This window comes from Ruegeria sp. BB10 (assembly GCF_056535725.1).
The window spans coordinates 115521-131868 of record NZ_JBQFIW010000002.1; the positions used below are offsets into that span (position 1 = coordinate 115521).

Here is a 16348-nt window from a genome sequence, read left to right on the forward strand (position 1 = left end):
CCTGCTGTCCCTCATCGATTAGAATTGTAGTCCAAGGCCAAGACCTACCTGCAGGGCCCTGGTTGAGTCTCCGAACAAATGATCGAGGCTCAGATTGACAAAGCTGCTGTCATCCAGCGCAAACAGCCCCAACCGGGCCGAGACCAAGCCATGCGCGTCGCCGACAAAGCTGGTGTTTGAAAACCCACCGTCAGCGGTGCTCGCTCCGTTGAACCCGGCGGTGACCGATACGGTATCATCCGACGAGAGAATGGCACCAACCTGAAAACTTACGCGGAGCTTCTGCGAGGCACTCAGGGTTTGCTCGGTTCCGATTTCCAGCGAAGGCGTGAACGAATAGATCATCTCGCTATCGTCTTGCAGAACGACCCCCGCCAGGGTTGCATCGCCATTGCTTTCGGTTGCCAGACGTGTGGCATCAACGGCTACCTCAGGGCGCAGATAGGAACTGCCGCCCGCGAACCTGTGGTCATAAGCAAGGCTGAGACGCAGGTTCTGATGGTTCATCTTGTGCTTGATCTCGCTGACACCAACGGTGCTTACGATTTGACCGTTGGGCAACACACCACTGATCCCGCCCGCGCTGAGCGTATCATAGTCTGACCAACCGGCCGACAGCTGGGCTGCAAACTCCCAAGCGCCGGTGTATTTGGTCAGCGAGGCACCCAGATTGAACCGATCACCCGTTGCATTGTAATTCGATCCGTTCCGGAGGCTCATCTCGTCATAGCCTACCGCGAACCCGGCGAATAGCTCATCCCCAACCGGCAGACGGACACCAGCCGACAGGTTGGTGTCGTTGATGTCCAGCTCTTCGTACATGCCGGTCTGATCGCGGTCATAAAAAGACCGCCCGCCTGAGAACCAAACACAATTGCGCGGGTCATCCCCGAACTGGTAATCGGTAAACCGTTCGCAATTGTGCAGCGTGTCCGCAAATACCCGGGTGCCATAAAGCGCATCCACGGCATCGGCGGCATAGTCGGCAGTCGACAGGCTTTCGATTGCGGCGATGACATCGGCCTCGGACTGCATGTTGCCGATCAAGGCGAACAGTTGGCCTTGGGCAGCCGATCCCTGCCCGTTCAGAACTTGGTTGATGTAATCCCCGATGGCCGCCTGATTGGCGTTCATGCCGGGGGTCGAATAATCCGGCGTGATCACCAGGTCGACCGAACTGCCGTCAGAGGTGGAGCCGTTCAGGCCGATGGAATAATCCAGCACCACAGTGTCTTCGATCAGCGTGCCCGCGTCTGCGGCGGTTCCATCAGGATTGATGATGACAAGCGGCAAGGCCCTTTCCAGCGTATTCAGCAGTGGCACCAGCGTACCGCCCATGGTGGCATTGCCGGTGGCATTAACCAGGTCGCTGTTGCCACCCGATGCCCCAGAGGTCAGGAAATACACGTCGAAGGTTGACGTTGCCGTTGCTCCAAAGGCCAGGCTTCCGGTTAGGTTCAATGTCTGGCTGACATTTCCGCTGAAGGTAAAGTCACTGGCCGCAACCGTCGCCGTCAAATCTCCGTCCAGACCCAGATTGGCCCCTAGTACAAAATCACCGTTCACCTGCATGAAGCCGTCAGCACCCAGATTGACCGTATCCAACGCATAGAAGTCCGCGCCGTCTTCGACGGTAAAGCCGTTAGTGCCTGCGCCAAGATCCATGTTGCCAAGGGCCGTACCCGCAAGCGAGATTTGTTCGTTGCCGTCGCCCCCATTCACCAATTGATCGTTGCCGGCGATCAACAGGGTATCTTTAGACAGGGTCAGCACATTGTCGGTGCCGCCGTCCACAACGATTGATGCGACTGACCCCGCCTCACCAGTGCCGCCCATGACGACGCCGTCAAAGCCAAGTGTGATCGCGTCTGCGCCATCACGCCCCTCGGATTGTGCCAAGACGCCGATGCCGCCCTCGCCCACCGACAGGATGTTACCATCAAGCGTCATGTCGATGGCGCCACCAGAGCCCGCACCACCGGCAGCCCCGCGATAGACCGAGTCCACCATGCCACCGCCGCCGCCAAGCGACTGCGCCACAACACCAATCGCATTTTCGCCCGTCGTGACGATGTTGCCGGATTGCGAGAATCCGATATCGCCGCCATCACCGCCATTTGCAGCAGACAGGTTTACCGTGATCCGGCTGGCCTCCATATCGGTTGAAACGAGACCGCCGCCGCCACCGATACTTTGGATGACGAACCCGTGCGATCCAGTTCCACTGGTAGTCATGTCCCCGATATTTGCAAAGCCGACATCACCACCGTCACCGGTTGAGTCGTCTTGCGCGCCCAGCGTTACATCCGCACGCCCAAGACCCGAGATGACAACTTCGCCCCCACCGGCACCGATACTCTGAACGCTTTGGCCAAAGGATCGGTCACCACTTGTGAACACGTTGCCGTCCAGCAAAAGGTCGATATCGCCGCCATCGTTGTTGAAGCTGGGATCAGAACCCAGGATCACAGACGCGGCCTTTTGGATCCCGGCTTCGCCATCCGTGTTGCTGTTCAGCACAAGCTTACCGCCGCCGCCGCCGATGGATTGCGCCGCTCCGGCGGACGAGAACGCGCCATCGGTGCCAACATCACCAGTCCGGCTTCCGTCCACGTCTCCGCCACCAGCGTCGTCCGTGTCAATCGCACCCAGACGTGCGGTGATGTCGATAGCGTCACCGTCTTGAACATCCACCGTGGTCGCGGATGTACCGCCGCCGCCACCGACACTCTGAAGCATCAGGCCGGTCGAGCGATCGCTTGTGGTGGCAATGTTGCCGTTATGGGCCTGCGTGATCTGGTTGCCCGCCATACCCGACACGTCGTCGCCACCAAGGGCGATATCGCTGCTGACGACCGAGCCGGTCGCGCCAGCGGTCGTGGTGGTGAAATCGACAGAGGCATCAGTATTGCCACCGCCGCCATTCACCGATTGGACAAAGACCGCTTCGCTGCCCACGCCATTGACCAGAATATCTCCGGTCGAATTGACAGTTACAGTGCCCACCGAACCGGTGGATCCCTCCCGAGCCCCCAGCGCCTGCGAGATTGTGTAATCCAGCACCGAGACCAGCGGGGATGACACCGAATAACCCGCGTTGCCGCCGCCGCCGCCAACGGATTGGGCATAGATGCCAAACCCGTTTTCGGCATTCACAACAATTGTGCCAGTGTGGTTGACCGTGACGTCTCCTCCATCAGAACCCGATCCGCCTGATCCGCCAATGGCGATCTTCGAATAGGATTTGCCCGTCATTGTGTTCTTAAGGTCGTTCACGTCCATCGCAACGGCCAGACCGCCATTGCCGCCGCCGCCACCGACAGATTGTGCAAAGATGCCGTAGGCGCCTGTGCCATCCACTTGAACGTCTCCGGTGTTGGTGACGACCACGTTGCCGGCAACATTGCCGCTGCCGCCCGATCCGCCGATATTCAGCTGCGCGGTCGGAGAGCTGCTGTCCCCGGTCTTTAACCGCAATGTCCCCGTGATTGAGCTGCCGCCATTGCCACCGCCGCCGCCGACGGATTGGGCAAAGATACCATGCGCACCCGCACCCGTTGTCACGATCGTACCGGCATTGGTCACCGCGACATTGCCGCCCGTGCCACCCGTACCGCCTGATCCGCCCAGACCAAATTGCAGCGCCCGCCGCGTAGTGGCCTCGGCCCCGCCATAGCGCCCGTCAACCGAGATGGTCGAGCCGCCATTACCGCCACCTCCACCGATGGACTGGGCAAAGATCCCGTGACTTTCCGTACCATCGGTCAGGATCGTGGCATCGGTTTCGTTTACTACGGTTACCGTGCTGCCCGCGCCGCCAGTGCCACCAGTTCCGCCGATCAGAATGGCGTTTGTCGTTGATCCTTCCGAGGATCGGCCCAAGATGATGTTGCGCACCTGTTGCGCGTCGCCTCCGCCACCGCCAACGGATTGCGCATAAATACCGATCGACTTGTCACCTGTTGTTGCGATGACATCGCGGTTAGTAACCGACACTGCCGCAGACATCGCACCGGTGCCGCCATTGCCGCCAATCGAAATGGTCGCTGTGTTGCCGATCTCTTTGCGCAGGTTGATGATGCGGTTTTCCACCAGGCCACCCATGCCGCCACCGCCGCCGACGGATTGCGCATAGATGCCGTGCGCCATCGTGCCCGCCGTGGTGATCATGCCGTCATTCACAACGGTCACAATGTCCGACGTCATGCCGTCCCCGCCAGTGCCTCCGATGTTGATCGAGGCTGCCGTCCCCACGGTTGATGGGTTAACGAAGGATTTGATCGTATCCAGGTTTCCCTGACCCGCCTGCACCATACCGCCAGTGCCACCTGCACCGCCCACCGATTGCGCCAGCAACCCGATCGAGCGTTCCCCCAGCGTTGCGATCCGTGCGGTACTGGTCACATCGACCGTGCCACCTACGCCGCCAGAGCCTCCGGTGCCACCGATGGACAGTGATGCCGAAATGCCGCCACCGGCCGAGTTGCTGGCCTTGCCGCCATTGCCGCCACCGCCGCCCACGGATTGCGCGAACACCGCATGGGCATCGTCGCCCTGGGTGACCACGGTGCCCGCGACCACAGAAGTCACGTTACCGGCCGCGCCACCAGTGCCACCCGCCAAACCGACCGACACACTGGCCTTGTTGCCCTTGCTGTCGCCGGTCTTTGGCGTGCCAATGCTGACCGAGGTAGACGAAGAATTGCCGCCGCCGTTGCCAATAGATTGGGCAAAGAACCCGTAAGAGCGGTCGCCCGCAGTGCTGATGATACCGTCCGAGCTGGCAAAAACATCGCCGCCACTGCCGCCGGTGCCACCGGTTCGGCCGATCTGAATGTTGACGTTGCCACCATCCACCGAGGTCGAGGCCGAGTTATAGCCCGCATTGCCACCACCGCCACCAACGGATTGCGCGAACAGCCCATGGGAATCCGCACCGAGCGTTGTGATGTCGCCGGTATTGCGCACATCGACTGTCCCACCGATGCCGCCCTGACCTGTCCCGCCGCCAACAGCCAGGCCAAAACCCTTGTTGGTTTGATCCGAGGCAAGTTCATAGGCAAAGGCCAGGTTCAGGGCTGCGTTACCGCCGCCGCCACCAATCGATTGGCCGAATACCCCGTGGCTACTGTCTTGTTTCGTAAGAATATCGCCGTAATGGTCAATATCGACCGTCCCACCATCCCCAGCGGTTCCGGCATCGCCGCCAATGGCAACCACAGCCGACATGCCGGTTTTGTTGCCAGAAGAATCCGCTGGATTCACTTTGCCTTCAAGCTCATCCAGCACGTTGTTGTAATTGGCAATTACCGAGTCATCCACGCCCGTATTGGTCGGTGTCTTTCGGTCGGTTGAATCGCCCGTGCCGCCGTTACTCTGGTTGCCCGTTGTTTTGCTGATACCCACAACCGCGTTGACCCCGGCGTCACCGCCACCCCCGCCAATGCTGGACGCCTCGATCCCGTGCGCGCCGACACCGTCTGTCGTGATAGTGCCTGCTGCCGCTAGGGCGGTTCCACTCATGACGGTCACGTCGCCAGCGTCACCACCGCCGCCACCAAAGCCGCCGATGCCCATGGCAATGGGTGAACTGTCCTTGGTGCCGACAAAGGTCGCGTTGATCCCGCCAGTACCGCCACCGCCGCCGATGCTTTGGGCAAAGATGCCACGCGCGTGATAGCCATTGGTCGATATATTGCCGGTTTGCGTAACAACGACGTTGCCCGCATCTGCGCCGGTGCCGCCATGACCGCCCAGACCACCAACGATGCTCAGGTCGGTTTTGCCGTCGGAATTGTTGGAATCGCCATAGTTCAGCTGCCCGGTCACATTCAGCGCGCCGTTACCGCCGCCGCCCGCGATGGACTGGGCCAGAACGCCGTGCTTCCAATTGCCCGCAACGGCAACCGATCCGGCATGATCCACGCTCACATCGCCCGAGACATTGCCATTGCCGCCGAAACCACCGACACCAAATGTGACCGAGGGGATCTTGCCATCCTTGCTCAGCGCAATCCCGCCCGACACGTTCAGGCCACCATTGCCACCGCCGCCGCCGATGGATTGCGCCATCAAACCGGCCGAGCCATCGGTATCCGGCTTTTCTTCGTTGAAGACCCCCATGTCGATGAACAGACGCTCCAACCCATAGGTCGAGGCCAGCTCTTCGGTCTGATCCACGATGGTATCGCCCAGGAAATCGCGCAACTTGTCTTCAAAAGTTGTGGTGTCAGGGATCGAAATATCGTCCGGGTCCGTCGTGACCGTGATATCCGCCTGCGACGTGACTGTGACATCGCCCGCCTTGCCACCGTTTCCTGCGAACCCCCCAACACCCACGATCAGCGAGCTGTCGGACACGATCCCGCCCGACACGTTCAAACCGCCATTGCCACCGCCACCGCCAACGGATTGCGCCAGCAGACCGGATTGGCCGGTGCCATGCGCCATGATCGTGCTGCCGGAGCCAATGTTTACGTCTACGTTCCCGGCATTGCCGCCACCCCCGCCAAAGCCGCCGACCCCGACAACGACTGCATAGGATTTGCTGCTATCCGTTTGCCCCGCCCCTGGTTTGCCGCTGATCGCGATTCCGCCAGAGACATTGGTGCCGCCATGACCACCGCCGCCGCCCAGCGATTGCGCGATAATTCCGCTGGCGCCTTTGCTTTCATCGACGGCGAAAGTTCCGTCGGATTGCAGCACCATCGGCACCGCCTGCACGTTGCCGGTGTAATCCAGGTCGACATCACTTGCGTCGCCGCCTGATCCACCAAATCCACCCACGCCCGCTGCAACGGAAAAGATCGTGTCAGACCCCGACGGTTTGGTCAGCGCCAATGAGCCCGAGATATTCACACCGCCGGTACCGCCACCGCCGCCAAGGCTTTGGGCGAAGATACCATGCGCCCCGTCGCCTGCGGTCACTACGTCGCTTTGAACGTCCAGCGTTACCGTACCGGCATCACCGCCACCGCCACCAAAGCCACCAAGGCCCAATGCGACCGCTGCACCGGATTTGCCCGTCAGGTTCACCGCGCCCGAAACATTCAGACCGCCATTACCGCCGCCGCCACCAACGGATTGCGCCATCACACCGATGCTGTCGACGCCCGTCGTGACCACCGAAGTTGTGCCACTACTGTCCGTACTGGAACGCAGGGTGCTGATAACGTCGCCAGCATTGCCAGCCCCGCCGCCAAAGCCGCCCACGCCCAGGCTGACCGAACCGCCGTTTTGCTGGGTGATACCCAGCGTGGCCGAGATGTTCGTGCCGCCATTGCCACCACCGCCGCCAAGGCTTTGTGTCAGAATGGCCGTGCTGCGATCGCCAGCAGTCAGAACCCCTCCTGTAACGGTCGATTGAACCAGCGCACCGGCATATGCGCCGCCACCGCCGAACCCGCCGACGCCAATGCCTACGGCCGCATTGGTCGAGCGGGACAAGGACAAGGCCGCCGAGATGTTGGTGCCGCCGTTACCACCGCCCCCGCCAAGGCTTTGTGTCAGAATACCGACTGAGTCATCGCCAGCCGTGGTGACATTGCCGGTGACTTGCTGGGTGACGTTGTCCGCTGTGCCGCCGTCTCCGCCGAATCCGCCAACGCCGATCCCAAGACCGCCCGAGAAATTGCTGGCCAGAGAAATCGCGCCGGAAATATTCGTGGCCCCATTACCACCGCCACCGCCCAGGCTTTGCGCCATGACGCCAGCCGAGCGCGCGCCCGAGGTGCTGACATTGCCCACAAAGGTGTTGTCGACCACGCCGCTGGTGCCTCCGCTGCCGCCAAAACCACCAACACCGATCCCCGCCGCGCCGGAACCTGTCCGCGCAATGCTAAGCGCCCCCGAGATGTTGACGCCGCCATTGCCACCGCCGCCACCGACGGATTGCACCAGAACACCGGTTGCGTTTTCGCCGCCCGTGGTGACATCACCGGTGACCGAGCCGGTGGCTGAACTTGCATTGCCACCATCCCCGCCGGACCCGCCAATGCCAACGCCAACAGCACCACCGCCAGTACCCGAAAAGTTCACGGCGGCCGAGACATTCAGCCCTCCGTTACCGCCGCCGCCTGCCGCGGATTGCACCAGAACGCCGCCTGAATTATCGCCAGCCGTGGTGACGTTTCCAACAACCGTCCCGCTCGCCGTGTTGGCGTTGCCACCATCGCCACCGCTGCCGCCAAGCCCGACCGAGGCACCACCGCTGCCGGTTCCGGCAACCGTGACTGTGGCGGAGACATTCATACCGCCATTGCCACCGCCGCCGCCAAGGCTTTGGACGATGACGCCGCCGGACTCGCTCCCTTGGGTCGATACATCACCGGTTAGCGAGGCTTCGGCGGTGCCGCCGTCACCGCCCGTACCGGACGCGCCGCCGAGACCCACCGAGGCACCGCCCGATCCCGTGCCTGCCGCAGCAACCGCGACCGAGACGTTCAGGCCCCCATTACCGCCGCCGCCGCCGACGGACTGCGCTAGCAATCCTGTCGAAGTGTCACCCAACGTAATCAGATTGCCCGTGACATTTGCCGTAACAGCCGAGGCATCACCGCCACCTGTCCCGCGGCCACCCAAACCTACAGCCGCCGCGCCGGAGCCTGTACCTGCACCGCCCACGGATGCCGAGACATTGAACCCGCCATTGCCACCGCCGCCGCCAATGGATTGCGCAACAACTGCGCTGGACTGCGCGCCTTCCGTCTGTACATCGTTAGCGACGGTCAGACCCACGATGCCGCCCGTGCCACCGCTGCCACCCGATCCGCCCAGACCAACGCTGATCGCTCCTGACCCGGTGCCTGCGCCCGCCAAAGCTGGCGATACGTTAAAACCACCATTGCCACCGCCGCCGCCGACAGATTGTGCCAGAATACCAACCGAGGCGTCGCCCTTGGTGACCACATTTGCCGTTGTGCTGGCGGTAACCTGGCTACCGTCACCCCCACCCGCACCCGAACCGCCCAGCCCAACCGAGACTGAGCCCGCGCCCGTGCCTGCACCCGAAACAGTGGGGGACACATTGAACCCACCATTGCCGCCGCCACCGCCGATGGACTGCGCGACGAATCCACTTGAGGCAAACCCGTCTGTCAGAATGGTTCCGTTCGAGGTCAAGATGACGTCGCCGCCCCGCCCGCCGGTATCACCCGACCCGCCAAGCCCGACGCTGACCGCGCCGCTGGCCGTGCCCGCGCCCGACAGGACCGGAGCAACATTGAACCCGCCATTGCCGCCGCCACCGCCAATCGATTGCGCCACAACGCCCGAGGACTGGTCACCGCGTGTTTCCACTGCATTGTTGGATGTGGCGATGACGGTGTTGCCATCTCCGCCACCTGCGCCGTCGCCGCCCAGGCCAACGGATACTCCGCCCCCCGCTGTGCCCGATCCCTGAACCGCCGCACTGACGTTAAAGCCGCCGTTGCCGCCGCCGCCGCCAATCGATTGCGCCAGAAAGGCTGTGGCTGAATCGCCCTGCGTCAGGATCGTTCCGTTTGAGGTCAACGTGACTGCTCCACCATCACCGCCACCATCGCCCGTGCCACCCAGCCCAACGCTAACCGCGCCAGAGCCGACACCCGCGCCCGCGCCAGTACCGGAGACATTGAAGCCCCCATTGCCGCCACCGCCGCCAATGGATTGTGCAACAACGCCAGACGACCGGTCTCCGGCGGTCACAATGGAATTCGTCGTGGTCAGGTTGACCGTTCCACCCACTGCGCCACTGCCGCCATCGCCGCCCAGGCCGACGCTGACAGCGCCGCTGCCAACCCCTGCACCTGCGAGCGAGGCGCTGACGTTGAACCCGCCGTTACCTCCGCCACCGCCAACGGATTGCGCCAGAACCGCAGTCGAATCCGCGCCGCCTGTGCTGACTGTGCCGGAGACTGTGCCAGTGACCGATTTTCCAATCCCGCCGCCCGAGCCACCGCCGCCAAGGCCAACTGTGACAGCACCGCCACCCGCGCCAGCCCCCGCGATCCCGGCCGTGACGTTGAACCCGCCATTACCGCCGCCGCCGCCAATGGATTGGAACACAACACCACTTGAATTGTCGGACAGAGTTGTGACGTTCCCAGCAACCTGAGCCTCGACCACGCCGCCGTCGCCGCCGGTCGCACCGTTTCCGCCCAGCCCGACGCCAATTGACCCGGCACCAGCACCCGCAGCGGCGACTCCTGCGGTGACGTTAAAGCCACCATTGCCACCGCCACCACCAATGGATTGAACCACTACACCTGTGGACCGCAAGCCTTCGGTTCGAACGTCCCCATTGACGCGAACGCCCGTGACCGTTCCTCCACCGCCACCACTGCCGCCGTCACCGCCAAGGCCCACACCGATGGTTCCGGCACCGGCACCCCCGGCGGCCAGACCCGCCGCGACGCTGAAACCACCATTGCCGCCGCCGCCACCGATGGATTGCACGACTACTGCACCGGAATCGTCTCCGCGTGTGGTGACATTTGCGTCGACAGTGGCCGTTACGTTCCCCCCTGCCCCGCCACCGCCGGATTTACCACCAAGACCAACGCTGACCGACCCCGCCGCAGCGCCGCCGATATCGGCGCTCGCACCGATAGCATAGCCGCCATTGCCGCCACCGCCACCGACGGATTGCGCCACAACGCCGCTGGAAAACGCGCCGCTGGTCTCAATCGACGTGCCGCCTGCAACCAGAGTCACATCGCCTCCGGTTCCGGCACCGCCACCATCACCGCCGACGCCGACATTGATGCCAATTGCAGCAACACCACTGGCACTGACCCCGGCGGCGATGCTGCCGCCGCCATTGCCACCGCCGCCGCCGACGGATTGCGCGATGATCGCGCTGGAGTTCGTGCCCGTCGTGGTAACGTCCGCATTGGTATAGACTTGAACGGTCCCACCATTGCCAGCGCTGCCCGCCTGCCCGCCGATCCCGACGGAAACATTGCCGGAAAACAGTGCCGAAGCACCGCCGGTTGCTGCAACCGCCAGACCACCATTGCCGCCACCGCCACCAACGGATTGGAAAAGCATCCCGGTAGAACGATTTCCTGTGGTGACAACTGTGCCCTCGAACCCTGCGATCGTCGCAACCCCGCTGCCATTGAACTGGCCGACCGTTACGTCTCCGCCCTTGCCACCCGTGCCGCCATTACCGCCGACACCAACTGCCAAAGATCCAGAAACCGGGCCGCCGGACACCGCAACCGAGACAGCATAGCCACCGTTGCCGCCGCCACCGCCAACCGATTGCAGCATGACACCGACGGAATCCTCTCCTCCGGTTTGCACCGAAGCTGAGCCGCTGCCGCTTAGCGTGACGTCGCCACCGTCACCACCATTACCTGCCGATCCGCCGACCGAAACTGATGCCGCACCGAAGGCCCCGACGGCCACCGAAACAGCACCGCCGCCATTACCGCCACCGCCACCTACGGATTGGGCAAACACACCTGACGAGCGGTCGCCAGAGGTTTGGATCGCCGAAGGCTGGCTGCCGTCGGTGTTGGACAGGGTCACATCAACGTCCCCGCCGGTGCCACCGGCACCGCCATCCCCACCGATGGCCACGCCGACAAATGCACCAACAGACCCGGACGAGCCACCATTACCGCCACCGCCGCCGATGGATTGGGCCAGAATGCCCGTCGCGTCGTCTCCGGTCGTGGTAATGATGCCGTCGTTCACGATCGTCACGGTCGAACCGCTGCCACCGCCATTACCATTGCCGCCGACCGAAACCATGCCGCCAGACGATCCGCCGTCCCCGCCGCCACCGCCGATGGATTGCGCGATGATGCCGCGCGCGCCGTCGCCGCCCGTTACGATGCTCCCGTAATTGCTGACGCTGACTGCTGCGCCCGTGCCACCCCGCGACCCGGTGCCACCAATGGCTACCAAACCATAGGAATTCGCGCCCGTGCCACCGCTGCCACCGATGGACTGAGCCATAACCCCGTCAGAGCCTTCGCCTGACGTCAGAATGCTGCCGCTGCCCTGGACTGTGACGCTCACAGTGTCTCCGCTACCGCCGTTTGATCCGACCCCGCCCAGAGACAATGCAACCAGCCCCCCTGCAGTGCCCCCCGAACCGCCACCGCCGCCAATGGATTGGGCGACGATTCCGCGCCCGAAATCCCCTTGCGTCTCAATCGCCCCGGCATGCGAGACCGAAACAGCGCCGCCATTGCCGCCATTATCTGCGCCACCAATCAATGAAACCAGCAAGTTGCCACTGGTACCGGCCGAGCCACCGGACCCGCCGATGGACTGGGCATAAATCCCGTTGGCGTAATCTCCTGTCGTCAAAATGCTGCCGCTTGATGTTGTGTTGACGGTTACCGTGCCACCACTGCCACCATAGCCGCCGTCACCTGATGCGCCGACCAACCCCCATTGCGAGCCACCATTGCCACCATTGTTCGATACACTCAGAGCATAGATGCCATCGGCCGAGTCTCCGGTCGTTGAAATCGACCCGCTCTGGTTGACTGTGACATTGCCCCCATCGGCTGAATGCCCGCCGGTACCACCGCCCGGTGCCGCGAAACCGCTGCCACCATTACCCGCTTCACCGCTACGGCTAAATGCAAATATGCCGTCGTTATCGGAGCCTGATGTTTGGATTGTGCTGTTGGAGTTTTGCGTTGCGGTGACTGTGCCACCTTTGCCGCCATCACCGCCGTCGCGGCCATCCCAGAAACTCAGATACGAGTCGCCCCCGTTGCCACCATCGCCCCCAACGCTGCCGATCTCCCAGCCGACGTTGCTGGTGGCGTTGACATCGCTGGACAGAGATTTTGTCTGCGTTGGGCCATCATCACCATCTCCGCCCGATCTTGGCGGAACGACCAAGGCGCCGTCCCGTCCGTTGCTGCCATTCTGTCCGTATACAACCTGATTAACTCCGTTGGGCCCAGAGACATTCACTGGCGGTGTTACGGTACCCGGAGTGCCCGAGCTGTTGAAGTTGCTGTTGTACTGGGACAGCGTCAATTGCGTCGACAGGCTGGATGTACCGGTCGCCCCGGAATTGCTGATCTGCGCCGTTGTTCCACTAATGGAGACAACATCAAATGCAAGCGGTGGATTGTCCGAATTATAGATTGTGTCGCCCGCACTTTTAACGAGAAAAACATATCCGTCAGCCGTTTCCACAAAAGCGGTTGTACCCGCTGTTGGCGTCGAGGCCGGATCCACAATTAGCGCGCTTACGGTCGTATCCAGACCAGTCACAGGGTTGGTGACTGTGTCGCCAACTTTGGAAGCGGCTGTTGGCGCAGCAAGCAATGGGTTTGAAATAAAAACAAAAAATGAAATCGCGAGCAGTAGATTTGATTTCATTGTCACCCTCGAACCTCGCAACCGACATAGTCAGAACACATGGCAATCGGGTACAATTCCGAAAAACAGTTACCTGCAATTCGGCATTTCCCCATCACCATTTCGGGCAGAATACGCGCAAGCTAAAGGAGATTAATTTCCTAAAATTCACCTATTAACAGTTTCGTGAACCGTATTGCCTAAATGCAACATTTTTAATGCGCCAATAGGCTGTCACATGGTTTGAACAGGCAAACCACCTAAGGTGAGACAGCAGCCCTATTAAACGTGAAATGTGCCAAGGCGACATGACGGGCGCCTTCCGGACGAAGAGTGGATTCGTATAGGGTAAAGCCGGTCACAAGCATCTCTGGCAACGTATTCACCGTGCAATCGTGGGGAATGTGAGCCGCCTGATGACGTTCGTGTTTAAGCCGCGCGATCGTTACATGTGGGCGAAAACGTCGGCGGGGCAACACAATTCCGGCACGCCGTGTTGCGATCTGTATCTTGCGATGCAGCGCAACAAGTGGCGCGCTGTCCTTAACCCCAATTGCCAATGCACGCCCGAAACACTCGATGCCCAAAAACGTGATGTGAAAAGGTGCAGAGGAAAGCGCTAAAAGCTCGTCATGCAAAGCCTCCAATACCTGTTCGGGCTGATCATCCAGAAATGCCAGCGTCAAATGCAGGTTCTCAGGTGGCACCGGTCTGCCCGCAGGTAACGCGCGTTGTAGCGGGGCAAGAGCCACCTTCGCCTCATGGTTGAGTGATATGGCGACGAAGGAACGCAATTGACCCTCTTGCTGTGTCTATTGTTGAACGCAGGTAAAGTTAACCGTTCATGCCCGCGATGTCAGGTCTTTGCGCGATCTGCATGTAAGCCCGGAATTGATGAATGACTGGCCCGAGCCAACTTATTCTCGGGCGATCCGGGATGAATAGAACTGGGCAATGGCTTGTGTTCTGTTTTTCACGTCAAGTTTTCATAGACGATCGACAGGTGAAACTTGACGGTGTTGGTCGAAATCTGCAGCTCTTTTGACAAATCCCGGTTCGACATTCCTTGTGCCAATGCTTCGAGAATGGCGCGCTCATTGCGGGACAAGCTTTGAATCGGGTCCTGCTGCATTTTTCGTACGTCGATAAACGGAAAAACCATCTTACCCGCCGCCACATTGGCACAGGTTTCCAGCAGGCCTTCGACCGCGCCGGACCGGGCGGCAAACCCTGCGGCCCTGGCCTGCATCGTCAGACGCGGTCTATCACCCGTCGCATCGCTATAGACCACAAGCCGCGGGGCGTTGGCCTGTTCGCGCAGCACTTCGATCAGTTTGGCTGCCCCCAGCACAGGCAGATTCTAGTCGATCACGCCGACCTAAACGGGAATTCGCATAACAGTCCCAAGAAACCCTTCTGCCGTGGCAGATGTCGCCACCAGCGAGAATCGGGGGTCGCTTTCGGAAATTTTGGACATGGCGGGCAGGACCAGCGGATTGCTATCCGCCAGCATGACATCAAGCGGTACTCCTAGGGCATCAACCATCTGTTTCTACCTTATTTTTGCTAAATACTACCTGATTGGGTAGGTAGAAATTTGGTATACTGCGGTAGTTTTACCAATATGAGTGGGTTTCTTCCCATACCTTTAGCCATCCTAAAGCAGTAGTAAGTTACGTTGTGTCGTAAGACAAGGCCGCGTTTTCTATTCGGCAATGAAACACGACGGGCCGCAGCGCCCGGTCAACAGCCGAGAGTGTCAGACGATGACTTTTCAGATTTATCCCCCGCTTGAGATCCCCGAGACACTGGCTGCTGGTCCGGGGCCGGGCAATACCGATGCTCGTGTTTTGCAGGCCTTCGCCAATGCCGGGGTTGCGGATCACATGCAGGGCGACGTTTTGCGTGGGATGGTCGAATGCAAGCACATGCTGCGCAATATCTGGGGAACCGATAACACCTATACCTTTGCTGTGGCCGGTACCGGCTGGAGCGCATTGGACACCATGTTCTCGGCTGTGATGCCCGGTGATAAAGTCGTGGCCTTTGCCAACGGCACCTTTTCCGGCATTGATGCGCTGACCCTACGCATCAAGGCGGCCACGCCCGAGGAGCATGCCGCCAGCCCGCTTGATCCACAGGCCGCCAGCGTAACGGTCGTTGATGTTCCGCACGGACAGCCGGTCACTGGTGAACTGGTTGAAGCCGCGCTGGAACAGCACAAACCAAAATGGGCCTTCATGGCGCATTGGGAAACCGGATCGGGCCGCATCAATGATCTGCGCGGGTTCTCGGACGCATGCGAGCGTCATGGGGTGATGGGTCTGGTTGATGCGGTCTCGTCGTTGGGCGTCGACGATTTTTCGATTGATGACTATCCGGGGATCGCCGGTTGGGCATCCTGTCCGCAGAAGGGCCTGTGCTGCCTGCCACTGACCTATGCGCCGGTCAGTTTTACAGATGCCTTTATTGAATCCCTCAGAGCGACGGGTGCCTACAGTTATGTCCACAATCCCCTATTCGAGGCGCGTCACTGGGGTATTGTCGACGGTCAGGACGTCGAAAAGGGAACCTATCACAGAACCCATTCCGGGTATGCCGTTGCAGCGTTCCATGAGTCCCGCGTCTGACACTTCAGGAAGGTCTGGCCAGACGGTCAGCCTCGTACAAGACCCATGAACGCGTGCTGCGCGATGCTGTTACGGCCATGGGATGCGAGGTGACTTCGGACATGCCCAGCCTGGTCGTGCTGAATCTGCCGCCGGAACTGGCCGGGCGAGAGATGGAGCTGGTGCAGAACTGTCGGGCAAGGGGTTTTGGGATCTGGCCGACGCTCAGCGCGCCGGTTCAGGTACGCATCGGCATCCTCAATCAGCTCAACCGCCAGGCCGTCAGCCGGATCGTCCGCCTGTTTGCCGAAGCCATGCGGGAACTGGGCGGCAATGTCGATTTCGAAGAGATCGAGGCATTGCTCGAAAGCCGTTACGGCACATCGATCGCTGCTTGAACGCACTGCATGAACGGGAGGAAT

The 16348-nt window shown here is 61.1% G+C and carries 4 protein-coding genes and 1 pseudogene; 1 reads left to right on the forward strand and 4 read right to left on the reverse strand.

What is annotated here, in order from left to right; genetic code table 11:
* Positions 1-18: 18 nt before the first annotated feature.
* The 4 genes from ACR3EP_RS19600 to ACR3EP_RS19615 form a co-directional block, all read right to left on the reverse strand.
* Complete coding sequence (locus tag ACR3EP_RS19600; RefSeq protein ID WP_480639129.1) at positions 19-13338, reverse strand: hypothetical protein; 13320 nt, start codon at positions 13336-13338, stop codon at positions 19-21.
* A gap of 239 nt (positions 13339-13577) precedes the next feature.
* On the reverse strand, positions 13578-14111 hold the full coding sequence (thpR, locus tag ACR3EP_RS19605; protein WP_480639130.1) for an RNA 2',3'-cyclic phosphodiesterase: 534 nt from the start codon (positions 14109-14111) through the stop codon (positions 13578-13580).
* 179 nt (positions 14112-14290) lie between these two features.
* Positions 14291-14668: a response regulator transcription factor gene (locus ACR3EP_RS19610; protein WP_480639131.1), complete on the reverse strand. Its 378-nt coding sequence runs from the start codon at positions 14666-14668 to the stop codon at positions 14291-14293.
* A 27-nt stretch (positions 14669-14695) separates the two neighbouring features.
* The gene (locus ACR3EP_RS19615) at positions 14696-14863 is read right to left on the reverse strand and encodes a hypothetical protein (RefSeq protein WP_480639132.1); all 168 of its coding nucleotides are present in this window, start codon (positions 14861-14863) and stop codon (positions 14696-14698) included.
* A gap of 220 nt (positions 14864-15083) precedes the next feature.
* On the opposite strand from ACR3EP_RS19615, the pseudogene ACR3EP_RS19620 reads away from it, so the two are divergent.
* Positions 15084-16324: pseudogene (locus tag ACR3EP_RS19620) on the forward strand (pyridoxal-phosphate-dependent aminotransferase family protein).
* Positions 16325-16348: the final 24 nt, after the last annotated feature.

What these genes read in the sequence shown, in the direction of transcription:
- ACR3EP_RS19600 (WP_480639129.1), bottom strand. Translation starts at nt 13,338, where the DNA reads ATGAAATCAAATCTACTGCTCGCGATTTCATTTTTTGTTTTTATTTCA.
- ACR3EP_RS19615 (WP_480639132.1), bottom strand. Translation starts at nt 14,863, where the DNA reads ATGGTTGATGCCCTAGGAGTACCGCTTGATGTCATGCTGGCGGATAGC.